We start from the raw sequence: 22,732 nt of genomic DNA, 5'->3' as shown, positions 1-22,732 counted from the left end.
CGCCTGGGTAGCGGGAGCGGGGGCTCAGACGCCCAGGTCCTTGATGATCTTCGCTACGTGGCCTGTCGCTCGGACGTTGTACAGGGCCTGTTCGATCTTGCCCTCCTCGTCCACGATGAACGTGGAGCGGATGACGCCTACGTACGTCTTGCCGTAGTTCATCTTTTCGCCGAAGGCGCCGTACGCCTGGAGGACCGTCTTTTCCGTGTCGCCGAGGAGGGTGACCTTCAGGTTCTCCTTCTCGCGGAACTTCGCGAGCTTCTCCGGCTTGTCGGGGGAGATGCCGATCACGTCGTAGCCCGCGCCGGCGAGGACGTCGAGGTTGTCCGTGAAGTCGCAGGCCTGCTTGGTGCAGCCGGGGGTCAGGGCGGCCGGGTAGAAGTAGACGATGACCTTGCGGCCCTTGTGGTCGGCCAGCGACACCTCGTTGCCGTCGGCGTCGGGCAGGGTGAAGGCCGGGGCCACGTCACCGGGCTGGAGTCGCTCGCTCATCCGTCTGGTCTCCTCGTACGTCCTCGTGCGGCCTGGAAAGGTGCCGGGTCCGAGCCTAACCGGGGGTGCTGACAGTGCGGGCCGAGGCGGAACTGACAGACTGTCCGCAGCAATGCATCAGCGGACTTCGGAGGGCGTACGGTGGCGGACACCTCGGACAGCAGCAGAACCCCGGCGCAGATCGAGGCGGACATCAGGCGTCGTCGCGAGACGCTGGCCGAGACGCTCGACGAGATCGGGGTGCGGGTGCACCCGAAGACGATCGTCGGCGATGCCAAGGCCAAGGTCGTCGCCGGCGTCGATCACACCCTCGGGCGTGCCTACGTCGGCGTCAACCGTGTTGTCGGTGACGTCAAGGGGCAGTTCGTCGACGAGGACGGGGCGCCGCGGATCGAGCGGATCGTGCCCGTCGCCCTGGTGGTCGTGGGGCTTGTCGGGCTGCTCGCTCTCGGCACCCGGCGGCGCAAGGGCTGAACAGGCAGGTAGGTTCGGAGTGTGAGCGCCAAGAGTAAAGACCAGAGCACCCAGCACGACAAGCTGCCCATCCGGATGCTGCACGACCGTGTGCTCGTCCGGCAGGACGCCAGCGAGGGCGAGCGGCGTTCCGGTGGCGGCATCCTGATCCCCGCCACCGCGGCCGTCGGTCGTCGGCTGGCCTGGGCGGAGGTCGTCGCGGTCGGGCAGAACGTACGTACGGTGGGGCCGGGCGACCGTGTGCTGTACGACCCGGAGGACCTTGCCGAGGTCGAGGTGCGCGGGGTCGCCTACGTGCTGATGCGTGAGCGCGATCTGCATGCCGTGGCGGCGGACCGGTTCGAGGGCGAGGATTCGACCGGCCTGTATCTCTGAATCGCGGGCGAGTGGTGAAGTGGTGAACGGGCGAGTGGTGAAGTGGTGAAGTGGTGAGAGGGGCTGGTGACGACCATCGTCACCAGCCCCTTTCCCGTCAGCCCCGTCAGCCCCGTCAGCCCCGTCAGTCCTGTCAGTCCCGTCTCGACGTGCTCAGCGCGCCGTTCGTGATCCCGGTCGTCGTTCCTTCCGTGCCGCCGCCCGTGTCCGTGGTGCCGCCGGTGTCCGTCGTACCGCCGTCGGTCGTCGTGCCCCCGGTGTCGGTGGTGCCGCCGTCCGTCGTCGTGCCGCCCGTGTCCGTCGTGCCGCCGGTGGTGGTGGTCCCGCCGGTGTCTGTCGTGCCGCCGGTCGTGGTCGTGCCGCCCGTGGTGGTGGTCCCGGTCGTGGTCGTCGTCGTGCCGCCGGTCGTCGGGGTGCCCCCGGTTGCCGGGCCGGTCGTCGCGCCCGGGGTTTTCTGGCCGCCGTCCGTGGTGCCGCCGTTGTCCTGGCCGGCGTTCGTGCCGGGGTCGGGCGATGTGTCGGCGGGCGGGAGTTCCTGTTCCTCGGCGCCGTCCTGGAGCTGGAGGTCGAAGTCCTTCGCCTTCTTGCCCTTCAGGGCGGCCTTCGTGAACTGGGCCCAGATCTCGGCGGGGGCGCCGCCGCCGTTGATCCGGTCGAGGCCCATCGCGCCGTACAGCGACTTGTGCTTGCCGGTGACCGGGTCCTGGCCCATGACCGAGACGACCGTCGCGAGGTCGGGGGTGTAGCCCGCGAACCAGGCCGCCGTGTCCTCCTCGGCCGTGCCGGTCTTGCCGGCGACCGGGCGGTCGGCCGCCTGGGCCGCTGTCGCGGTGCCCTCCTCCACCACGCTCTGCAGGACCGCCGTGGTCGTGTCGGCTGCCTCCCGCGACACGACCTGCTTGGGATTCTGGCTGGGGAGGGTCACCGCGCTCTCCTCGCCGTCCTTCACGATCTTCTCGATGATCGTGTACGTGCCGTGCTTGCCGTGGTTGGCGAGCGTGGCGTACGCCTCGGTCATGTCGAGGACGCTGGCCGTCGACGTGCCGAGCGCGATGGACGGGTACGGGTTGAGGTCGGGGGTGTCGGACGGCAGGCCGAGGTCGATCGCCGTCTGCTTGACCTTCGCGGGACCCACGTCGACGGCCAGTTGCGCGTACACCGCGTTCACGGACTTGTTCGTCGCCGTGCGGACGGTGATGTTGCCGTACGAGTACTGGTCCTCGTTCTCGGGGGCGTACTCGCCGCCGTTCCAGCCCTCGACCGGGCGCTCGTTGGTGCCGTCGTAGTACGTGTTCGGGGTGATCGTCCGGCCGTCCTGGGTCACTGAGCCGTTCTGGACGGCCGAGGTGAACACGAACGGCTTGAAGGTGGAGCCGTCCTGGTAGTCGCGGCGCGTGGCGTTGTTGACGTACTGCTTGGTGTAGTCGATGCCGCCGTACATCGCGAGGACCTTGCCGGAGGCCGGGTCGATGGCGACGCCGCCCGCGCGGACGTAGTTGTCGACCTTGTTCTTCTTCTTGTCGAGTTTCTTCATCACCTTGTCGTTGACCGCCTTCACGAAGGCGTCCTGCTTCGGCTTCTGCAGGGTGGTGGTGATGCGGTAGCCGCCGGCCTGGAGTTCGTCCTCGGTGAGGATCTTGTTGTCGAAGAGGTAGTCGTTGACCGCCTTGACCAGGTAGCCGCGCTGGCCGGACATGCCCGTCGAGACGATCGACTGCTTCGGCTCGGGGAAGGTGATGGCCTTGCGCGCGGACTCGGTCAGCCAGCCCTTCGTGACCATGCCGTCGAGGACGTAGTTCCAGCGGGCGAGTGCGGCCGACCTGTTCTCGGGGTGGGCGATCACGTCGTACTCGCTCGGCGCGTTCAGCAGCGCGGCGAGGTAGGCGCCCTGGCCGGCGGTCAGTTCGACGGCGTCGACGCCGTAGTAGGCCTGGGCGGCGGCCTGCAGGCCGTACGAGTTGCGGCCGGCGTAGCTGGTGTTGAGGTAGCCCTCGAGGATCTCGTCCTTCGATTTCACCCGGTCCAGCTTGATCGAGATGAAGAACTCCTTCATCTTTCGGGTGACGGTCTGTTCCTGGGCGAGGTAGTAGTTCTTCACGTACTGCTGGGTGATCGTCGAGCCGGACTGCTTGCCCTTGCCGGTCGCCGTGTTCCAGGCGGCGCGGATCATCGCCTTGGGGTCGATCGCCGACTCGGTGTAGAAGTCGCGGTCCTCGGCGGCCAGTACGGCGTGCTGGGCGTCCTTGGAGATCTGCGCCAGCGTCACGTTCTCCCGGTTGACCTCGCCGTCGCGGGCGAGCTGGCTGCCGTCGGCGTAGAGATAGACGTTGCTCTGCTTGATGGCCGCCGCGTTGGCCGCGGGGATGTTCACCATGTAGTAGCCGAGCGCGAACAGGGCGATGAGCATCATGGTCCCGATCACGAACGCGCTGAGCACGAACCGCCAGGTCGGGACCAGCCGCCGCCATCCGGTCCGTCGGGGACGCTTGGGCTTCTTGCCCTTCTCGGCTGTCTCGGCCGTCTCTGGGTTCTCGGCCGTGCCTGGGTTCTCGGCCGTCTCTGGGCTCTCGGCCGTGCCTGGGTTCTCGGCCGTCTCTGGGTTCTCGGGCTTCCCGCCCTCCGCCACCGCAGACTGCGCGACGGGTTCCGCGTCGGCCTGAACGACGGCTGGGGCGGTGGGCTGGATGACGGGCTGTACGACGGTTTGTTCGGACTGCGCGTCGGGTTCCACGTCGGGTTCTTTGGGCGCCGAGCCCTGCGTCGGCTGCTGCGGCTCTGGCTGGTCGCTCATGTCGTGCACGGACTCCTGTTTCGCGTCGTACGTTCCCGTACGACCTCTTTCACCACTTCAAACGTTTTCTGCGCCCCCTCTTGAAGACTGTCGCACCCGGCGATCAGTTCCCTGACCTCGGCACGCGTCCTGCCCGAAAACGCGTGGCGGGCAGGGAAGGGAGCGGACTAGGCTCCTGCGCTTCGGTCCGGACGGGTTGGGGAAGGCTGGTGTCGTGGGTTCTGGGCGGTTGTACGCGGCCGTCGCGGCGGGGGGTTTCCGACGGTATGCCACCTATCGGGCGGCCACGCTGGCGGGGATGTTCACCAACACCGTCTTCGGCGTGATCCTGGCATACACCTACATCGCCCTGTGGGACGAGAGACCGCACCTCGGCGGGTACGACCAGTCCCAGGCACTCACCTATGTGTGGCTCGGCCAGGCGCTCCTGATGACGATGTGCGTGATGGGTACGGGCTTCGAGGGCGAGCTGATCGAGCGTATCCGTACGGGTGACATCGCGATCGACCTGTACCGGCCGGCCGACCTCCAACTGTGGTGGCTGGCACAGGACCTGGGCCGGGCCCTGTTCCATCTGTTGGGCCGGGGGGTGATCCCGGTCGCGTTCGGCGCGTGGGCCTTCGACCTGACGCTCCCGGTCTCGCCGCTGACCTGGCTGGCGTTCCTGCTCGCGGTCACGCTCGGGGTGGTGGTCAGTTACGCCTTCCGGTTCCTGGTGGCGCTGACCGGGTTCTGGCTCCTCGACGGCGCGGGTGTCATCCAGATGGCGTGGCTCGCGGGCATCTTCTGCTCGGGCATGGTGCTTCCGCTGAACGTCTTCCCGGGGCTGCTCGGCGAGATCGTACGGGCCCTGCCGTGGGCGGCGTTGATCCAGGCGCCGACGGACATCCTGCTGGGGGAGGCGGATCCGCTGGCCACGTTCGCGTTCCAGGCCGGGTGGGCGGTGGTGCTGCTGGGGGCGGGGCGTCTGTTGCAGGCGGTCGCTACTCGGCGGGTGGTGGTTCAGGGTGGATGACGTGGGTGTGGGTGTGGGCGCGGGCGTAGGCGTTGACGGTGCGGTGGAGACCGGTGTCCGGAGTGAGCGGTGGACCGGCGCCGACTGGGACGACGGGCCGCTCGGTCGCCGGGAGCGATTGCTCGACGGCGTACGGGCCTATCGGATGATCGCCGCGATGTGGATCCGGTCCACGATGGCCTACCGGGTCTCCTTCGCGATGACCACGTTCGGGAACTTCGTGGCGACCGGCCTCGACTTCCTGGCGATCGTGCTGATGTTCTCCCAGATCGACCGGCTCGGCGGCTACTCGCTGCCCGAGATCGCGTTCCTGTACGGGCTGTCGGCGATGGCGTTCGGGATCGCCGACCTCGTCGTCGGGTCGATGGACCGGCTGGGGCGCCGGGTTCGCGACGGCACCCTGGACACGCTGCTCGTCCGGCCGGCGCCGGTGCTCGCGCAGGTCGCCGCGGACCGGTTCGCGCTGCGCCGTCTCGGCCGGATCACCCAGGGTCTGCTGGTGCTCGGCTACGCCCTCACGGCCCTCGACGGCGTCCACTGGACGGTGCTCAAGGTGCTGTTGCTGCCGGTGATGGTGGTCAGCGGCGGGGCGATCTTCTGCGCGGTGTTCGTCGGGGGCGCGGCCTTCCAGTTCGTGGCGCGGGACGCCTCCGAGGTGCAGAACGCGTTCACGTACGGCGGCGCCACGCTGTTGCAGTACCCGCCGGGCCTGTTCGCGCAGGACCTGGTGCGCGGGGTGACGTTCGTTTTTCCGCTCGCCTTCGTCAACTGGCTGCCCGCGCTGTACGTGTTGGGCCGCCCCTATCCGCTCGACCTGCCGGAGTGGGTGGCGTTCCTGCCGCCGCTGGTGGCGGTGGGCTGCTGCTCGCTGGCCGGGCTGGCCTGGCGGGCGGGACTTCGTTCGTACCGGAGCACGGGGAGTTAGGGCACGTGGACAGTCGCAGTCGCAGTCGCGGGGACAAGGACGGTCACAGTCACATGGACGGTCATTTCGCGGACGGTTCGTTCAACGAGTCCTTCATCGAGCTGGACGGCGTCGAGAAGGTCTTCGACGTGCGCAAGCGGACCGGGTTCATGAGGAGCGAGCGGCGGGAGGTGCGGGCGGTCGACTCGATCTCCTTCCGGGTGGCGCGCGGGGAGATGGTCGGCTACATCGGCCCGAACGGCGCCGGAAAGTCCACGACCATCAAGATGCTGACGGGCATCCTCACCCCCAGCGGCGGCCGGCTGCGCGTCGCCGGCATCGACCCGTCACGCGAGCGCACCCGCCTCGCACGGCGTATCGGGGTGGTGTTCGGGCAGCGTACGACGCTGTGGTGGGACCTCCCGCTGATCGACTCGTACAAGCTGATGCACCGCATGTACCGCATCCCCGACGCCCGTTACCGGGAGAACCTCGACCGCTGCGTCGAACTCCTCGAACTGGCCGACCTGTTGGACGTACCGGTCCGTCAGCTGTCCCTCGGCCAGCGGATGCGGGGCGACATCGCGGCGGCCCTGCTGCACGACCCCGAGGTGCTGTACCTCGACGAGCCGACGATCGGCCTGGACGTCATCTCGAAGGCCCGGGTACGGGAGTTCCTGCGCGACCTGAACGCCGAGCGCGGTACGACGGTCCTGCTCACCACGCACGACCTCCAGGACATCGAGCAGTTGTGCTCGCGGGTCATGGTCATCGACCACGGCCGCCTGATGTACGACGGTCCGCTGACCGGTCTGCACGAGGTGGGCGACAGCGAGCGGACCCTCGTGGTGGACCTGGAGCGTGAACTGCCGCCGATCGAGGTGCCGTCGGCGCGGGTCGTACGGGTGGAGGGTCCGCGTCAGTGGCTGGCGTTCCCGGCGTCGGAGTCGGCGGCTCCGCTGGTCGCGCGGATCGCGGCGGAGTATCCGCTGGTCGACCTGTCGGTGCGGGAGCCGGACATCGAGGCCGTGATCGCGAAAATGTACGCCGAGCAGGCCGAGAAGTCGGGGGACAAGCCGAGGGACAAGTCGGGGCGCGCGGCCTCGTAGCCTCCCTCGCGGGGACCTCGTAGGCTGCGTGCATGACGGACGACCTTCCGGAGCTGCGCGCTTCCGACGCCGATCGTGAACGAGTCGCCGAGGTACTGCGGGACGCCCTCGCGGAGGGCCGGCTCGACATGGCCGAGTTCGAGGAGCGGCTGGACGCGACCTACCAGGCGCGTACGTACGGTGAGTTGACGCCCATCACCCGTGACCTGCCCGGGGCCGGGGTGAGCGCGCCCGCTGTGAGCATGGTCAAGCAGCCGGTGGGGGACGGGAGTTGGGCGGACCGGATCGTCGGGGGCGAGGGTTCCTCGCGGTGGGGTGTCGCCATCATGGGCGGGTTCCAGCGCAGGGGGCGCTGGACGGTGCCGAGGCAGTTCAACTCGTTCGCGTTCTGGGGCGGTGGCGAACTCGACCTGCGTGAGGCGTACTTCGCGGACCGTGAGGTGGTCCTCAACTGCGTCGCGATCATGGGTGGCGTGAATGTGCTGGTACCGCCCGGCGTCGAGGTCATTGTGCGCGGCATCGGTGTCATGGGCGGCTTCGACCACAGCCAGGAGGGGGTACTGGGCGATCCCGGCGCCCCCCGAGTGATCATCCAGGGGTTCGCCTTCTGGGGCGGCGTCGGAGTGACCCGCAAGCTCCCGAAGGCGGAGCGCCAGCGGCTCAAGGAGGAACGCCGCCAGGAGAAGCTGGAGCGGCGGGACGGGCGGGGGGAACTCGACGGCTCGGGTTCGGATTACAGATGAGCGAGGGGCTCGGTGCCTCTGAACTCCGGGCGGCTGGGGCACGCCTTCTTTAGGGGCGCGGGGCTGTGACTCTGTGCGGCTCCGCCGCGTGGGCGCGACAAGCCACGACGGACCCGCACCCGAAAACGCACCCCGGACTCCCTAAAGCTCCGCCGGAACTGCCCCCTTCAGATCCTCCAGGTCGAACACAGCCGCCATCCGCGCGTACCCCTTGTCGCTCGGATGCAGGTGATCCCCGGAGTCGTAGTCCGCCCGGAACCGTCGATGGTCGTACGGATCGCGCAGCGCCTTGTCGAAGTCCGCGTACGCGTCGAACACCCGCCCGCCCCGGATCTCCGCGTTCACGGCCTGCCGCAGCGCCTCCGTGGTCGTCGAGTACCCGCGGAACCCCCCGAACGGCATCAGCGTCGCCCCCACCACCCGCAGCCCCCGCCGGTGGGCGTCGTCCACCAGCTCGCGCAGCCCGGAGACGATCGAGGACGCCCGCAGGGTCTCGGGGTCAGGGGCGCGCAGGATGTCGTTGACGCCCAGGTCGATCACGACGGCCTTGACGTTCGTACGGCTCAGGACGTCCCGCCCGAACCGCGACAGTGCGCTCGCGTTGGGTGCGGGCACCCCGGCACCGCCGGGCAGCAGGACGCGGTTTCCGCCTATGCCCTGGTTGACGACGCTGTAGCGGGGCACGTCCGCGCCGGACTCCGCCGCCGCGTGCAGCCGGTCGGCGAGGACGTCGGGCCATCGGCTGTTGGTGCCCACGCTCGACTTGCTGCCGGCGGTGAGCGAGTCGCCGAGGAGGACGACCGTGCCGTTGGCCTGGTCGCTGAGGACGTCCAGGGCGGTGACGTACCGCCAGGCCTCGGTCCGCTCGGTGTATGCCGTGGCACGGGGGTCCTCGGTGCGGTCGCCCAAGGCGGCGTAGGACATCTGCCGGGCGTTCGGATGGTAGGTGACCGGGCCGGACGGGACCGCGGCGTACGTCGTCACCAGGACGTCGCTGTCGCGCGGGACGACGATCCGGACCGCGTCGCTGACGATCTGCTGCCCGGCCGGGATGGTCACCGACGGGCTGCCGCCGAAGGTAAGGCGGCGCATGGTGCCGGCGTCGGCGGCGGCGCTGTTCTCGGCGGCGGCGACGGCGACCGAGGCGTGGGCGATGGTCAGGGGCTGCTTGCCGTAGAGGTTGGAGAGCGTGACGCGGGCACTCGTACCGCCGGCCGCCGTGTGCACGACGTTGCGCAGGGAGCGGCCGGCCAGGCCCTGTGTCTCGGTGCCGGGTTCGCCCTCGACGGGGGAGGCGGCCCAGGTGCCGACCCAGGCACCGGCGGACGCGGGGGCGACGGCGTTGCCCGAGTCGCCGCGAGCCTGGCTGACGGACCGAGCATGCCGGCTGCTGTCGTCGAGGGTCGCCCCGACGTATATGGCGGCCGACACGGCCACGACGAGCGTGATCATCGCGGCGAGCAGGCCATAACCGTGGCGCCTGGTCATGGGATGCGTGACTCCTCGTACTGCGGGGAGCGTGGGGCTCCGGTGGGCTGAGCCCATGATGCGGGATGGGCGTGTGCGAGCCGGCCCGATCCTTCGGATCGGCTTCCTTCGGGTATACGCAGGGAACTCTTGTTCCGTTCCGGGAGTCGGTCAGGAAGGGACAATGTGTGAGGGATCACTGAACGGCGGAGTGAGTGGAGCGAATGGAACGCACGGAAGAACGGACGAGAACGGGATCAGCGGACGGCGCGGTTCCGGGCCGCGCCATGACCTCCTTCAGCCCTGCCGACGAGGAGCGCCAACGCGGGGTGCGCCGGATGAAGCTCACGGCGACGGGGCTGCTGCTCTTCGTCGCCGTCGTGTACGTCCTCGCCAAGTGGGCCGGTGAGCAGGGTGCCGGTGCCTGGACGGGGTATGTCGCCGCGGCGGCCGAGGCCGGCATGGTCGGTGCGCTGGCCGACTGGTTCGCGGTCACCGCACTCTTCCGCCATCCCCTCGGCCTGCCCATCCCGCACACCGCGATCATCCCCACCAAGAAGGACCAACTGGGCGTCTCGCTGGGCGAGTTCGTCGGCGAGAACTTCCTCTCCCAGGACGTCGTACGCCAGCGGCTGCGGGCCGTCGGCATCGGCAGCCGCCTCGGTACGTGGCTCGCCGAGCCGGAGCACGCCGACCGTGTCACGGCGGAGCTGTCGGCGGCCCTGCGCGGGGCGCTCACCGTGCTGCGCGACTCCGACGTCCAGGCGGTCGTCGGCGAGGCCATCACCCGGCGGGCCGATGCCCAGGAGATCGCCCCGGGCATAGGGAAGATGCTGGAGAAGGTCGTCGTCGACGGCGGCCACAGACGGGTCGTCGACCTGGTCTGTGTACGCGCCCACGACTGGCTCGTCCTGCACGAGGAGGAGGTCATGGGCGCCGTGCAGGGCGGTGCGCCCGGCTGGACGCCCAAGTTCGTCGACAAGAAGGTCGGCGAGCGCGTCTACAAGGAGCTGCTGCGCTTCGTCACCGAGATGCGCGACGCCCCCTCCCACCCGGCGCGCGGCGCCCTGGACCGCTTCCTCACCGACTTCGCCTCCGACCTCCAGTCCGACACGGACACACGCGCGCGTGTCGAGCGGCTGAAGACCGAGGTCCTGGGGCGCGGCGAGGTCCAGGACCTGATCGCGTCCGCCTGGACGGCCGTACGCTCGATGATCGTTTCGGCTGCCGAGGACGAGCGCAGCGAACTGCGGCTGCGCGTGCGGGCGTCGCTGCTGTCGCTCGGCTCCCGGATGTCGGTCGACTCCGGACTGCAGAACAAGGTGGACGGCTGGGTGGAGGGCGCGGCGGTGTACGTCGTGACGACCTACCAGAGCGAGATCACCTCCCTGATCACGGACACGGTCGCGGGCTGGGACGCCGAGCACACGACGAAGAAGATCGAGGCACACATCGGCCGCGACCTGCAGTTCATCCGCATCAACGGCACGGTGGTCGGCTCGCTGGCGGGGCTGCTGATCTATGTGGTGTCCCGGGCGGCGGGGGTGTAGCCAAGGGCTGGGTACGTGGTTGGGTGCGCGGCCGAGTACCGGCAACTGAGTACCCGGACCTGAGTACGCGTACTCTGTCGCACCGCCTTCGGGCAGGTGACCCTCGTACGTATGACCGAGATAACGGGGAACGGCACCACCGGGAAGCTGCTCGGGCCGCTGGGGACGCGTCCCTGGGCCGAGCGCTGGCTGACACGCGGACTCGCCGTCGCCGTCGTTTCGGCGTCGTACGTCGTCTGTGTCCCCTGGGACCTGCGCAACCGGGCGGAGAGCGCGGGCTCGCTGGACGAGACGACCCCGGTGACGCGTCTCGGGGTTGTCGTCCTGGGCGTCGTACTGCTGCTCCTGGCGGCCTACTTCGGTTACCGCGACAGCCGGGGCTGGCCGCTGCTCCTGATCGCGGTCCCGCCGGCGGCGCTCATGTACGTCTCCCTGCGCACCCATCCCGGCGCACCGGACGGCTTCGCCGACGCCTGGCCCCTGACCTGGGCCTTCTTCACGCTGGTGATCGCGTCGGGGGTGCTGGTCGCGGCGGGAGTGGGGCGCGCGTTCCGGGTGGAGGAGGAGTCGATGGAGGGGCTGGTGTCGGCGGGCGGAGTCAAGCCTTCAGGGGCGCGGGGCAGTATCGATATGCGGCTCCGCCGCGTGGGCGCGACAAGCCACGATGGCGCCGCAGGGACCCAACGACCTTAGGCTCCCGACAACGGCCAGTTCCTCAACTCGGCGGGCGCGGCGGCGGCCCTGGACATGTGCCTGCACATGATCCGCGACGACCACGGCTCGGCGGTCGCCGCGCAGGCGGCCAGGATGTGCGTGATGCCTCTCGAACGGGAGGGCGGGCAGGCCCAGTTCATCGTCCAGGCCCAGCCGTCGGCCCCGGCGGGCGCGACGATGGAACCGGTGCTGCGCCGGCTGGAGGAGCACGCGGACCAGGGCGACCTGACGCTGGCCGACATCGCGGCGCGGGCCGGCATGAGCGTCCGTACCCTGAACCGCCGTTTCCGCGAACAGACGGGCACGACACCCCTGCAGTGGCTGCACCGGGCGCGGGTGCGGCGGGCGTAGTACCCGCTGGAGACGACGGCGCACCCGGTCGAACACATCGCCGCGCAGACGGGGTTCGGGTCACCGACGGCGTTCCGGGACCGTTTCGGACGGGTGGTGGGGACGAGCCCGTACGCGTACCGGAAGGCGTTCCAGGCGGCCCCTGTGGCTCCTGCGGCAGCGGGCTAGGTGTGTTCTGGCCGCCCCGGCGGATGCCCTTCTCGCGTCATGATCAGCAACTGACAGACCACGGGCAGGAATTGACGGTCCTGGGCCACCCGTGCCGCCCGCGTCTCGCGTCTCGCGTCGGGTACGGCACCCCGTCCGAACGAGCCCCATGCTCAGCCTGCGCCAGCCGAACCGGACCCTGTCCGGCAGGAAGACGGTCCACAACGCCCTCGTCGTGGCGGCGACCACCGCCTCGGCCCTCATCTGGCCGCTCCCACCGCCGGGGCCGCGACCGTCCCCGGCGGTGCCGGCAGCGCCACCTGGTACTCCAACGGCGACAAGCTCACCATCGATCACCGTGGCGCAGGGCTTCTTCAGCCAGCCGCGGCCGTAGCCGCCCGGCGACGCTGAGGCCGGCCCGCCTGCCCCTTGCGAAAGGGTGAAACAGACATCGACTCACGCAGCCCTCTCAGGACTGCAACTGGGCGAAGAGCGTCGCCAGGTCGATGAGGCCCCAGTGCTCGGTGAGCTTCCCGTCGGCCACCTTGAACATGCGGAGCTCCAGCACCTTGATCGATCGGCCGGTGGCGGGAGTGCCGTTGAAGGGCCCGGTGTTCGTGCCGGTGAGGATGAAGTTGATCGCGAACCAGTCGTCCTCGGCGACGACACGGACCGGCGTGGCAGCGAAGTCGGGGACCGCGTCGAGGAACGAGGCCAGCACCGCGCGGGTCTCCTCGAGGCCGGTGGCGGTGCCGTCGGCGGCGTGGTTGCGGAAGTCCGGCGCGTACAGGGCGAACAGGGCGTCGAGGTCACGCAGGTTGACGCGCCTGACGTACTCGTCCGCAAGCCGGTGCAAGTCGGCGGTGGACGTTTGGATTTCGACCTTCGAGGAAGACATGTGCTTCTCCAATATGGATGGGCGGAGCGGCTTCACCCCGGTGACGGACCGTGAAATCGGATCGAACAAGCGCGAGGATGGCCCACATACCGGGGTGACAGAGACGCTGGGCCATCCGTGCATACCGGCCCGCGAGGACCGGTATCGCCGGGGTTTGCCGGGCGGTGTGGTCCTGGTTCGTCAGACGGTGTGGGCGGGGTAGTCGGTGTAGCCGGCCTCGCCGCCGCCGTAGAAGGTGGCGGGGTCGGGGGTGTTGAGGGGTGCGTTGGTGCGTACGCGCTCGACGAGGTCGGGGTTGGCGAGGGCCATGGTGCCGACGGTGATGACGTCGGCGATGCCGTCTTCGATGTCCTTGGCGCGGGTGGCGATGTCGGTGCCGGCCCGGTTGAGGACGAGGGTGGTCGGCCAGAGCTTGCGGAGGGTGTGCAGGAGTTCGTCGTCACCGCCGTGGCCGATGTGGAGGTAGGCGAGGTTGAGGGGGGCGAGGGCGCGCACGAGTGCCGGGTACAGCTCGTGGGTGTCGCTCTCCGCGATGTCGTTGAACGGGTTGCCGGGAGAGATCCGCAGGCCGGTACGGCTGGCGCCGATCTCCTCGGCTACGGCGGTGGCGATCTCGACGGCGAAGCGGATGCGGTTGTCGATGGAGCCGCCGTACTGGTCGGTGCGCTGGTTGGTGTTGTCGGCGAGGAACTGGTGCACGAGGTATCCGTTGGCGCCGTGGATCTCGACGCCGTCGGCGCCGGCGGCGACGGCGGCCGCGGCGGCGCGCCGGAAGTCGTCGACCGTGGTGGCGACCTCCTCGGTGGACAGCTCGCGCGGTACCGGCATCTCCTGGAGCCCGGTGGCGGTGAACATCTCGCCCGCCGGCTGGACCGGGGAGGGTGCGACCGGCTGCCAGTGGTGGGGGGTGTTGTCGGGGTGGGACATCCGTCCGGCGTGCATGAGCTGGATGATGATGCGTCCGTCGGCCTTGTGCACGGCGTCGGTGACCTTGCGCCAGCCGGCGATGTGCTCCTCGGAGTAGATGCCAGGGGTGAGCAGGTAGCCCTGCCCGTCGGCGTTGGGCTGGGTGCCCTCGGTGATGATGAGGGCGTGCGAGGCACGCTGGGCGTAGTACTCGGCGTTCAGCTCGGTCGGCACGCCGCCCGGCGTGGACCGGTTGCGCGTCATGGGGGCCATCGCAAGCCGGTGCGGCAGGGAGATCTCACCGACGGTCGTTGGGTTCCACAGGGCGTTCGACATGGATGTCTCCTCAAATGAAGGGTGAGAGAGATGCGGGGTGGCGGGTTGCCGGAAGTAGCGTGTACGCGGTGATCGGCCTGATCGGCCTGATGGGCCCGGGTCCCTCCACCATGGAAGGCAGCTGCACGGAGGGGCAGTCGACGGGGCGGACGGGCTTGCCGCGCACATGACCGCCGCCACTGCGGTGCCGGTCCCCGGCTGTTCGGGTGGGCGAGGGGAAGGTGGCGAGTGTGTCGGTCTTCCCCCACGCCGCATGACGCATCGGCCTTGTGCGGCAGCGGCCGTGCCGTTGCCGCAAAGGGACTCTCGTACGGGAGCCGGAGCGGTGGTCAGCCGCGGTAGCGATCGGCCGGGACGCTCAGCGACAGGTTCGGGACGAGCGTCTGACGCGCCTTCTCGAACGACTCCCAGTCGCTGATGTCCGGCAGCGACAGGATGGTGACGGGCTCCCCGGCGTCGAGGCCGACGAGCGCCGCGTCGACGGCGTCGTCCACGTTCATGACGATCTCGTCGGGGAACGTCGCAAGGTCGACACCGGAGCCGTCCCAGAGATCCGTGCGGACAGCGCCCGGCAGCACGGCCTGCACCACGACGGGGCTCTCGGCGAGTTCCTGCTGCAGGGCCTGGGTGAACGTCAGCACGTAGCTCTTGGTGCCGCTGTAGACGGCGCTGACGGGCAGGATGTTGAGAGCCATGGCAGAGGAGATGTTCACGACCGTGCCGCGCCCGCGGGCCGTCAGCCCCGGCAGGACCGCGATGGTCAGCCTGGTCAGCGAGGTCACGTTGAGGCTGATCAGCGCCTCGTAGGCCGCCGCGTCGGAGCCTGCCAGCGGCGTGAGCAGCGCACCGCCGGCATTGTTGATCAGCACCTCGATGCTCTCGTCGGACCGCAGACGCTCCTCGACCACGGAGATCTGCGCCGCATCGGTGAGGTCGGCGGCGACGACATCCACCGCACGGCCCGTGCGGCTGCGGATGTCCGACGCCAGTGATTCCAGGCGCGCGGCGTTGCGGGCCACCAGGATCAGGTCGTAACCCCGGTCGGCAAGCCGCTGAGCGTAGGCGGCACCCAGGCCGGCGGACGCCCCGGTGACGACGGCGGTTTTGTTCTGCGTGGTCATGGGGTGGATCTCATTTCTGGGCTGGCGGATGAGGAGGGGCCAAAGCGTCGGCCCGCTTTAGATTACGATAGCTATCTAAAACGCTCCGGTCAACGCCAGCTACCCCTCCAGTCGCCCCCCCCGTGGCCGGAGGTGGGGGCGGGTCCACGGCCCCCCGCCTTGCGGTAGCGAGAAAGAGTCGTACGGGAAAAGGATGTCGCGGCCGACCGCCGGCACTTCGCGTACGATAGATGCACTTAACTATCTATCTTGGGCAGGTGAGTGATGAGTCGCGTTTCGCAGGCACAAGCGCTCGAGAACCGCAGGCGCGCGGTCGCCGCGGCCTCCCAGCTCTTCCGGGAACGCGGCGTGAACGGCATCAGCGTCGCCGATCTGATGAAGTCCATCGGGCTGACCACGGGCGGCTTCTACAAGCAGTTCCCCTCCAAGGAGGCCCTGGTGGCCGAGGCGGCTCAAGCCGCTTTCGGGGACCTTGACCTACTCCTGGCGTCGTTCGACACGGCCCACGGCGATCACGACACCGCGCGCGGCGCCCTCGTCGACTTCTATCTGTCGGCCGAACACCGTGACCAGCCCGGCACCGGTTGCCCCACCGCCGGATTCGCAGGGGACATGGCTCGCGAACCCACAGCCGGAGAGGTACGCGACACGTACGCGGGCGGAGTCCAGGAATTCGCCGCGTGGCTGTCCACCGACGCCGACGACGGCCTTCCCATGGTGGCCACCCTGGTCGGCGCGATCCTCCTCGCCCGAGCCACCGCGGGCACAGAACTGTCGGAGAAGATCCTGGAGTCGACCCACAAAGCCCTGACCGCACCACCGGGCCTTGACCCGGATCGGGACGCGGCTGTGCGACCGGGATCCGGCGGTAGGTAGGCAATCGCCGGAATCCCAGCAGTACGCGGTGGCGGGAGCCCTCCGACCGCCCGCTCCGCTCGCTCCGCCCGAAGCAAGGCCATCGGGCTCTTCACCATGATGGTGGGGACCCTGCAAGCCTCCCGCGCCGCCACCCGCCTTGGTCGCGCCGCGCGTGAGGGCGAGACTCCAAGGCCGCGGTGTCTCCGTAGCCGCCGTCGGCCACCGCGAGGGGGACATCGACGCCCCAGGACCGCATCTCGTCGATCACGTCCAGGGTCAGTTGCCACTTGCCACTTCTCGACATGGCCCACGTCGGCGGGAACCGCCCCGTTCACGGCGGGCCACCTTCGCGGGATCGGCCTGCGGCGAGGCCGGATCCCGGCTCCTGGGAAGGAACAAGCGCCAGTCGATCGCCGCCGAGGCGGTGCCCGAGGCCGGACACAAGGACACGCCCGCCCGGCAGTTGGTCACCTGGCCCGCGGTGCCGGTGTACTGCCGCGACACACACGCCGACGCGTCGCCGTCCTTGAGGAAGCCCGAGTCATCGATGATCAGCGCGGTCGGTCCGATCGCCGCGGCCGTCTTCCATGCGAGTCGGGCCCGCACATGCGCCGGATCCCCCGGACTGGTGGTGATGAAGTGGGCCAGGGCCTGGCGGTTGCCGTCCTCACCCAGCCGGGCGGCCATCGGCTCCACCGATTTCCGCCGCCGAGCAGCGGTCCCCGCAGATACACCCCGCCCCACCGACGCTGATCCGCCCGCGCGAACGGCTCGAACCCATCCGCCGCGAAGTCCTCCAGACAGCACCGGACTTCATCCAGCTCCCCAGGTGTCACAAACCGTCAACGACACGGCCCCTCAACCGGACGCGCCACCGACAACGCACCTGACCAGGCCCTGCTAGGCGTGGCGGTCGGCAACGGCCCAGGAGGCGAGGGCGACGGCTCCGGCGACCCCGAACACGGCGGGCCAGGCGCCCACCTTCTTGGCCAGCGGATGCGATCCGGCGAAGGCGGCGACGTACGCGACGGTCAGTGCCCCGGCGGCCGTCACGCCCGCCTGCTCCTGCCATCGCTGGGCCGCGACGGTCCCCGCGACGGCCAGCACGGTCCCGCCGAGCTGCCGGTTCCTGCTCCAGCGGGCGACGCCGTACCCGCCGACGAGCCCGCCGGCGGCCACCAGCGCCGTAGGAACCTTCGTCGTCTTCGCCATGCCGGCCTGCCTCCGCTGGATCGGGTTGTACAGCAGTCGTGTGTACGTCTGCGTGTACGTGCACCTGCACGTGTACTACGGGCGAGGCTAACCCGTGATCCTGGGTAACCGGCCGGGCGGGGTGGCCGGCCCCTCTGATGAAAACAATGATCAACTATGCCCACTCTGGCGATGGTTGACGACGGTTGACGGTACGGCCTTGGCGTACGGAGGCACGTTGGCGGGGGTGAAAGGGCACTCGGTCGCGCCCGACGGCGAAAGAACGGTTGGGCCGGCGGTACGGTGCGCGCATGTCTGAGCAGCAACTGCCCCGAACTGCGGACCCGATGGTTGTCCGCACCGACTTTTCGAGCGACGCCGCGTGGGAGAACCTGAGGCTGGCTCTCTCCTCACCGAGCGAGGACGACTTCCTGCCGAACGTCGAACTCGTCTCCGACCGCAGGTTCGCCGGAATGACCTCGGCGGAGGCCGTCACCCTGCTCCCGGCCGACCACCAGCACCCGATCCTCGTCCTGGCCGACGCGACGGCCCTGGCCTCGGAGGAGTTCCCCCTCCTCGTCGTGGACCTGCGGGAGGAGCACGGGCGTTGCCTCCGGGTCGTGGCCAGCGAGCTGTGGGGCATCGAGAACAACCTGTCGATCTCGAACATGGACTTCAGGGAATTCGCGGCGGCCGTCGACGCGGACGGGGTGCACCGGGGCTTCTGACCTGCCGGCCGTGCGTGATGGAGCCGACCTTCAGGGCGGCGAACCATCGTGCGGTCACGGGGGCCGGAACTCCTCCAACCGGCCCCCGCCCGCTCAGGGTTGCTTCGCGGCGTCCTTCACCGAGGTCGGCCCCAACTGCTTGGCGCTGGAGTACTCCGGCAACGTCATGGGCTTGTCGAACAGGAAGAACGACTGGTTCGTGCCGACCGTGAACTCCATGTACGCGCCCGTCGTGGCGTCGAAGCCGTAGTAGGCGTTGCAGGTGGAACCCGTCGTGTACGTGCCGTCCATGCCTGGCTGTGGGAGGACCGCGACACCACCCTCGCCGTAGGACTCCACCCTCTCTGTCGGAGTGAGCATCTTGCAGCGCGGCACCGGCAGGCCCTTCATGATGAAGTACCCGTACTCGCCTTTGGCGTTCTGGATGTAGACGTACGAGAGTTTGCCCCGCTGCCCCCACGTCTTGACCCACTGGTTGATCGCTTCGCGGGTCGGCGAGTACTCCATGCGGCCCGCCGGCTGCAGGGCCACGAGGTGGTCGTAGTTGTCCTGCTTGGCCGCGTTCTCCTTGTCCTGGCTGGAGTCGTCGGTGCAGGACGTCAGGGCAAGGCCCGCAACGAGCGCGACGACGGTGGCCAGAGCCATGCGTACGAATTTCTTCATGTCGTGCTGCCCTCTTCCCGGGATGAAATGGGGATGAGCTGGGATCAGTTGGTGCACGTCGTGCGCTCGGCGCCGGCATCCAGCCGGTACGGCAGATCCTTGTCGTGGAAGGGCGCGCGGTGCTCCTGGGCGGCCTTCGAGTTGTAGTCGTTGACCGACTCGATCCGCGTGACCTTCAGCGCGGTGATCGACTGGTCGATCTGCGTGGTGCGAGTCTCCGACGCGGCCTTCCGCTCCTCCTGGAGCACCTGGATCGTCCCCTCGGCGTTCTGCACGGCCACGCACAGATCGAAGAACTCCTCGTACGTGGTCTGCCGGAACTCGCCCGAGGCGACGTTGTTCTCGCGCTTGTCCACCTCACCCCGGAACGGAGCGGTGATCCACATCGCGCCGCCGAAGGCGAACGCCCCTATCCCGTACAACACCGCCAGGCCGACAACCCCGACGACAGCCCAGGCCCCTATCCGTGCCCCGTCGCGCATCTCCCCCATGACCATCCCCCTCCGGAGGCGGTCCGCGGCATGGAACCACCTTCCACGAAGGAGGACACGGGGTGTGATGAAACGGTTCCGCAGGCGCAAAGGGTCAGAAAGGAGGTCTCAGACGTACGCACTGTCGGAGGTACTCAGACCGTGAGCTCTGTCTGCGCTGCCGTCGCGGACACGGGGTCGTGGCGGATGAACCACTCGGTGGAGAGCAGCAGTTCCCGTTCGGCGCCGCTGAGCCCGGCGATCAGCCCGGGGGCGGCCCCCCGTGCCACCTCGGTCTGATGGGCCAGCACGGCGGCGACCTTCTGCTCCAGCCAGGGCCTGACGTCGACGGTCGCGCTGACCTGCTCGTCCGGGACGCTGTGCATGGCCTTGCCTACGGGGGCCAGGTGTCCGCCCCACAGTGGAACGGCCGAGTGTGGATGGGTGGCCAGGTACAGCGCGCTCGGCTGCCAGGGCTCACCGGCCCCCGGGTAGAGCCGCTCAAGTCCGGCCGCCTGAACGGCGAGCATGGTCACCCGGTGCGTGTGCACATGATCCTCGTGACCGGTGAGTCCGCCGTACGCGTCATGGGTGACCACGATCTCGGGCCGGAACTCCCGTATGTACGCGACCAGTTGACCCACCGCTTCGTCGAGGGGCGCGTCGAGGAAGCGTGCCCTGTCCGGGGCGGACTGTGGCACGCGGGAGTCGGCGTAGCCGAGCATTCGGGGGGCGCCGGCGCCGAGGATGCGGAGGGCTTCGGTGAGTTCGGTGGCGCGTTGGGTGGTGGCGGCCCAGGTCGTGGTCACAACTGCGGTGCGGGCGTGGGCGGTTGCGTGGCGGGCAAGGACACCACCCGCCGAGATGGACTCGTCGTCGGGGTGTGCGAAGACGGCGAGGAGGCTGGGTGCGCCTCGCTGTTGGAGCACTACTCGTAGCTCCAGAAGGCCAAGGCCTTTTCGATCAGTTGCTTGGCGTCGGTCCCGTAGTGCGCGGCGCTGCTGAGTAGCCCGAACGCCTTGTTGTGCAGGGCCAGTTCGGCAGGGTCGGTGATGTCCACGCCGGTGGAGACGAGTTCGTAGTGGGCTCGGCTGTCGTCGTACATGTTGAAGCCGTGCGCGGGGACCATGTCGACGTCGGCGGTGGCTGGAAGGATGCCGAGAGTGAGGGAGGGAAGGTCGATCTCGCGGAGTAGACGTTCCAGCTGCCCGCGCATCACCTCGGGCCCACCGACGTATGTGTACAGGGCCTGTTCGCCGAGGATCACGTCGTAGCGGTGCTCACCGTCGTACAGCACCTGCTGGCGCTCCATACGCTTGGCCACGCCCGCCGGCACATCGTCGGGGATGTCGAGGAAGTCGACGACCTTACGGAGGATCACGGTCGCGTAGGCCTCGGTCTGGAGGGTGCCCCAGATCATGGCGGGGACGTAGGCCTTGCTGTGCCGGGTCTGCTGGTAGAGGCTGACGACCTCGTTCTGGACGTCTGCCGTGCCGGTGGACAGGCGTTGCTGCCAGGGGACTGAACTGGTCACCGTGTTCCTCCCAGAGTCATGCGCCGTGAGGCCTTTCCGTCGCCGTGATTCGGTAGCGGCTGCTACTTGTTGACGGACTGCCACTCGTGATCGAGGACGGAGTGGACGATGCTGTCCCGCCAACTGCCTCCCCGCTGGATGTGCTCGCGGATCCGGCCTTCCACGATCATCCCGGCCCGCTCCATGGTTCGGGCCGAGGCTTCGTTCGCGGGCGAGCGTGCTCCCCAGACCCGATGCAGGCCGAGGTCTTCGAAGGCAACGGCCAGGAGAAGCCGGACGGTCTCCAGACCGTAGCCACGCCCCCAACTCGACGCCCTGAGGGCGAAGCCCATCGTCGCGGCCCCCGGCTGGTGCGGGTCGAGCGCCAGTCGTCCGAAGCCGACAAGATCTCCGCCGGTCTGCTCGACGACGGCCAAGGCGTATTCGCGGCGCTCGTCCGCGTGAGCGGCCTTGATGGAACGGGTGACGATCTGCTCGACCTGCTCCCGGGTGCGAGGATCGAAGGAAAGGTGTTCCGTGGCTCTCGGGTCGCCGTAGATCGCGTGTACGGCGTTCACGTCGCCGGGGTCTAGTTCGCGTACGAGGAGGCGTTCACTGAGACGATGCACCTGATGCATGTCGGGACCTTACTGGAGCAGGGTCGGGAGGGTTATGCGGCTACCCGTTTCGTCAACTGTGATCGCCGGACCTGTGAGCCTCCGACTCGGGAGTATTGAGCCCAGGCGGTAACTGGGTTCAACCTTCATGTCTCAGATTTCTCAACGCCCCTATGAACAGTTGCCATGCTTGACCTCGAACAGCAATTACAGGTCCTCCGACACGCTTCGAGTCGCGTATGAGGGTGCCGTTCGCCATCCACGCACACTCGACGCACTCCGTCCCACTTCCCCCGCTGTAAGAGGACTTGAACCACGAGGGAGCGGGCACGTGCCGTGCGGTCATCACGTCTCCTTGCTTATACGGGCGATGAGTGCTGCCGAAGACTCAAGATCGAGCGCCTGTGCGCTCAGGTACTCGAACGCCAACCTATAGCGGTCCAGTTCCGGGGGCTTCTCCATGAAGAGTCCGCCGCCGAGTAGGTCTACGTAGACCACATCCAGATCGGGCTTCGGACCGCGCAGGACGGCGAAGCTCCCAACTGCCGCTGCATGGGCCCCTGTTGAGAAGGGCAACACTTGGATGGTGATGTTCGGGCGCTCGCACACGGTGAGCAGGTGTTGTAGCTGCTCGCGCATTACCTCACGTCCGCCGACACTGCGCCTGATGGCTGCCTCGTCGATCACGGACCAAATGTGTGGCGGTTCCTCCCGTTCAAGGAGTTCCTGTCGCTTCATGCGGATGTCCACCATGTGCTGCACTTCCCGCTCCGCGCACTGAACCTCTGAAGCCCGGTGAACGGCCTCGGCGTACTTGCGGGTCTGGAGCAGGCCAGGAATGTACATGCATGCGTAGTGATCCTCGCGTACGACCTCGTCCTCAAGCGTGAGCATGAGGTTCATGGAGTCGGGGATGGGGTCGGCGAGTGATCGCCACCAACCTTGGATCCTGGCACCCTTCGCAAGCTCGACCAGAGCAAGCCGTTCCGCGTCGGTAGCTCCGTACTCGCGGCAAAGTGCGTCCACGGCCGGCCACTTGACCGTGCCTTCCTTCGTCTCGTACCGACTCAGCGTTGCCTTTGAGATGCCGACGCGTGAGCCTGCTTCCTCAAGGGTCAGTCTCTTGAGTTCGCGTAGACGGCGCAGGTCCGCGCCTAGTTGGCGCCTGCGCGTGGTGGGTCCAATCGGCATCCCTACAAACCCTTCATGTCGGTCCATCAGATCGTCCTGGTTGCCTGCGGGGGTCGGCAAGGCGGTGTGCGCCGGGGGCGCGAGATTTGATGGCGCGCTCCTTCTCGA

26 protein-coding genes and 1 pseudogene are annotated in these 22,732 nt (G+C 68.6%); 11 read left to right on the top strand and 16 right to left on the bottom strand.

Annotated features, from left to right (window positions below; all coding sequences use genetic code 11):
- Window positions 1-24 precede the first annotated feature (24 nt).
- Window positions 25-492 (bottom strand): thioredoxin-dependent thiol peroxidase, encoded by a 468-nt coding sequence (bcp, locus tag G3I56_RS03330; RefSeq protein ID WP_164407023.1) that lies wholly within the window; start codon window positions 490-492, stop codon window positions 25-27.
- 141 nt (window positions 493-633) lie between these two features.
- On the opposite strand from bcp, the gene G3I56_RS03325 reads away from it, so the two are divergent.
- Window positions 634-966: a DUF3618 domain-containing protein gene (locus G3I56_RS03325; RefSeq protein ID WP_164313204.1), complete on the top strand. Its 333-nt coding sequence runs from the start codon at window positions 634-636 to the stop codon at window positions 964-966.
- 21 nt (window positions 967-987) lie between these two features.
- Window positions 988-1,341: a co-chaperone GroES gene (locus G3I56_RS03320; protein WP_164407022.1), complete on the top strand. Its 354-nt coding sequence runs from the start codon at window positions 988-990 to the stop codon at window positions 1,339-1,341.
- 133 nt (window positions 1,342-1,474) lie between these two features.
- Here G3I56_RS03320 and G3I56_RS03315 read toward each other — a convergent pair whose 3' ends face one another.
- A complete protein-coding gene (locus G3I56_RS03315) occupies window positions 1,475-4,132 on the bottom strand; it encodes a transglycosylase domain-containing protein (protein ID WP_239134651.1) in 2,658 nt (885 codons plus the stop codon).
- A gap of 214 nt (window positions 4,133-4,346) precedes the next feature.
- On the opposite strand from G3I56_RS03315, the gene G3I56_RS03310 reads away from it, so the two are divergent.
- The 4 genes from G3I56_RS03310 to G3I56_RS03295 are packed head-to-tail and all read left to right on the top strand — an operon-like array spanning window position 4,347 to window position 7,903.
- Window positions 4,347-5,147, top strand: coding sequence for an ABC-2 family transporter protein (locus tag G3I56_RS03310; RefSeq protein ID WP_164407020.1), 801 nt, complete (start codon window positions 4,347-4,349; stop codon window positions 5,145-5,147).
- Between the two features lies 1 nt (window position 5,148).
- Window positions 5,149-6,072 (top strand): ABC transporter permease, encoded by a 924-nt coding sequence (locus G3I56_RS03305; RefSeq protein WP_343239845.1) that lies wholly within the window; start codon window positions 5,149-5,151, stop codon window positions 6,070-6,072.
- A 53-nt stretch (window positions 6,073-6,125) separates the two neighbouring features.
- The gene (locus G3I56_RS03300) at window positions 6,126-7,160 is read left to right on the top strand and encodes an ATP-binding cassette domain-containing protein (RefSeq protein ID WP_164407019.1); all 1,035 of its coding nucleotides are present in this window, start codon (window positions 6,126-6,128) and stop codon (window positions 7,158-7,160) included.
- 32 nt (window positions 7,161-7,192) lie between these two features.
- Window positions 7,193-7,903: a DUF1707 domain-containing protein gene (locus tag G3I56_RS03295; protein ID WP_164407018.1), complete on the top strand. Its 711-nt coding sequence runs from the start codon at window positions 7,193-7,195 to the stop codon at window positions 7,901-7,903.
- A gap of 141 nt (window positions 7,904-8,044) precedes the next feature.
- Here the strand turns inward: G3I56_RS03295 and G3I56_RS03290 are convergent, their stop codons facing one another.
- A complete protein-coding gene (locus G3I56_RS03290) occupies window positions 8,045-9,391 on the bottom strand; it encodes an SGNH/GDSL hydrolase family protein (protein ID WP_164407017.1) in 1,347 nt (448 codons plus the stop codon).
- 203 nt (window positions 9,392-9,594) lie between these two features.
- Between G3I56_RS03290 and G3I56_RS03285 the strand changes: the two genes are divergently transcribed.
- From G3I56_RS03285 to G3I56_RS03275, 3 genes and pseudogenes are all read left to right on the top strand, one after another.
- A complete protein-coding gene (locus tag G3I56_RS03285) occupies window positions 9,595-10,920 on the top strand; it encodes a DUF445 domain-containing protein (protein WP_239134649.1) in 1,326 nt (441 codons plus the stop codon).
- 111 nt (window positions 10,921-11,031) lie between these two features.
- Window positions 11,032-11,613, top strand: coding sequence for a hypothetical protein (locus G3I56_RS03280; protein ID WP_239134648.1), 582 nt, complete (start codon window positions 11,032-11,034; stop codon window positions 11,611-11,613).
- A gap of 6 nt (window positions 11,614-11,619) precedes the next feature.
- Window positions 11,620-12,153, top strand: a pseudogene (locus G3I56_RS03275) (helix-turn-helix domain-containing protein); the annotation flags it as partial.
- 448 nt (window positions 12,154-12,601) lie between these two features.
- On the opposite strand, the gene G3I56_RS03270 reads toward G3I56_RS03275, so the two are convergent.
- From G3I56_RS03270 to G3I56_RS03260, 3 genes are all read right to left on the bottom strand, one after another.
- The gene (locus tag G3I56_RS03270; RefSeq protein WP_164407015.1) at window positions 12,602-13,030 is read right to left on the bottom strand and encodes an ester cyclase; all 429 of its coding nucleotides are present in this window, start codon (window positions 13,028-13,030) and stop codon (window positions 12,602-12,604) included.
- A 180-nt stretch (window positions 13,031-13,210) separates the two neighbouring features.
- Entirely contained in the window at window positions 13,211-14,272 is a 1,062-nt protein-coding gene (locus G3I56_RS03265; protein WP_164407014.1) for an alkene reductase, read from the bottom strand.
- A gap of 329 nt (window positions 14,273-14,601) precedes the next feature.
- Window positions 14,602-15,393, bottom strand: coding sequence for an SDR family oxidoreductase (locus tag G3I56_RS03260; protein ID WP_164407013.1), 792 nt, complete (start codon window positions 15,391-15,393; stop codon window positions 14,602-14,604).
- A gap of 264 nt (window positions 15,394-15,657) precedes the next feature.
- On the opposite strand from G3I56_RS03260, the gene G3I56_RS03255 reads away from it, so the two are divergent.
- Entirely contained in the window at window positions 15,658-16,269 is a 612-nt protein-coding gene (locus G3I56_RS03255) for a TetR family transcriptional regulator (protein ID WP_164407012.1), read from the top strand.
- 91 nt (window positions 16,270-16,360) lie between these two features.
- Here the strand turns inward: G3I56_RS03255 and G3I56_RS44630 are convergent, their stop codons facing one another.
- The 3 genes from G3I56_RS44630 to G3I56_RS03245 form a co-directional block, all read right to left on the bottom strand.
- A complete protein-coding gene (locus G3I56_RS44630; protein WP_275406628.1) occupies window positions 16,361-16,507 on the bottom strand; it encodes a hypothetical protein in 147 nt (48 codons plus the stop codon).
- A gap of 20 nt (window positions 16,508-16,527) precedes the next feature.
- Window positions 16,528-16,938, bottom strand: coding sequence for a transposase (locus G3I56_RS03250; RefSeq protein WP_239134647.1), 411 nt, complete (start codon window positions 16,936-16,938; stop codon window positions 16,528-16,530).
- 213 nt (window positions 16,939-17,151) lie between these two features.
- Entirely contained in the window at window positions 17,152-17,463 is a 312-nt protein-coding gene (locus G3I56_RS03245; RefSeq protein WP_164407010.1) for a hypothetical protein, read from the bottom strand.
- Window positions 17,464-17,753: 290 nt separating this feature from the next.
- Here G3I56_RS03245 and G3I56_RS03240 point away from each other — a divergent pair, with 290 nt between their 5' ends.
- Window positions 17,754-18,170 (top strand): hypothetical protein, encoded by a 417-nt coding sequence (locus tag G3I56_RS03240; RefSeq protein WP_164407009.1) that lies wholly within the window; start codon window positions 17,754-17,756, stop codon window positions 18,168-18,170.
- A 93-nt stretch (window positions 18,171-18,263) separates the two neighbouring features.
- Here the strand turns inward: G3I56_RS03240 and G3I56_RS03235 are convergent, their stop codons facing one another.
- From G3I56_RS03235 to G3I56_RS03205, 7 genes are all read right to left on the bottom strand, one after another.
- Window positions 18,264-18,833 carry a hypothetical protein gene (locus G3I56_RS03235; protein WP_164407008.1) on the bottom strand — a complete coding sequence of 190 codons (570 nt, stop codon included), beginning with the start codon at window positions 18,831-18,833 and terminating at the stop codon, window positions 18,264-18,266.
- 44 nt (window positions 18,834-18,877) lie between these two features.
- Entirely contained in the window at window positions 18,878-19,324 is a 447-nt protein-coding gene (locus tag G3I56_RS03230) for a hypothetical protein (protein WP_239134646.1), read from the bottom strand.
- Between the two features lie 134 nt (window positions 19,325-19,458).
- Window positions 19,459-20,232: a PIG-L deacetylase family protein gene (locus G3I56_RS03225; protein WP_164407006.1), complete on the bottom strand. Its 774-nt coding sequence runs from the start codon at window positions 20,230-20,232 to the stop codon at window positions 19,459-19,461.
- Window positions 20,232-20,837: a DUF5753 domain-containing protein gene (locus G3I56_RS03220; protein ID WP_164407005.1), complete on the bottom strand. Its 606-nt coding sequence runs from the start codon at window positions 20,835-20,837 to the stop codon at window positions 20,232-20,234. Before G3I56_RS03220 ends, G3I56_RS03225 begins: the two co-directional genes overlap by 1 nt.
- A 62-nt stretch (window positions 20,838-20,899) precedes the next feature.
- Window positions 20,900-21,454 (bottom strand): GNAT family protein, encoded by a 555-nt coding sequence (locus tag G3I56_RS03215; protein WP_164407004.1) that lies wholly within the window; start codon window positions 21,452-21,454, stop codon window positions 20,900-20,902.
- 118 nt (window positions 21,455-21,572) lie between these two features.
- Entirely contained in the window at window positions 21,573-21,779 is a 207-nt protein-coding gene (locus G3I56_RS03210; RefSeq protein WP_164407003.1) for a DUF397 domain-containing protein, read from the bottom strand.
- Window positions 21,779-22,624, bottom strand: coding sequence for a helix-turn-helix transcriptional regulator (locus G3I56_RS03205; protein WP_164407253.1), 846 nt, complete (start codon window positions 22,622-22,624; stop codon window positions 21,779-21,781). Before G3I56_RS03205 ends, G3I56_RS03210 begins: the two co-directional genes overlap by 1 nt.
- Window positions 22,625-22,732 lie beyond the last annotated feature (108 nt).

Source organism: Streptomyces sp. SID12488 (assembly GCF_010548275.1).
Lineage (GTDB): Bacteria > Actinomycetota > Actinomycetes > Streptomycetales > Streptomycetaceae > Streptomyces.
The sequence above is the reverse complement of the archived record's forward strand: the minus strand, read 5'-3'. Positions and strand labels throughout refer to the sequence as shown.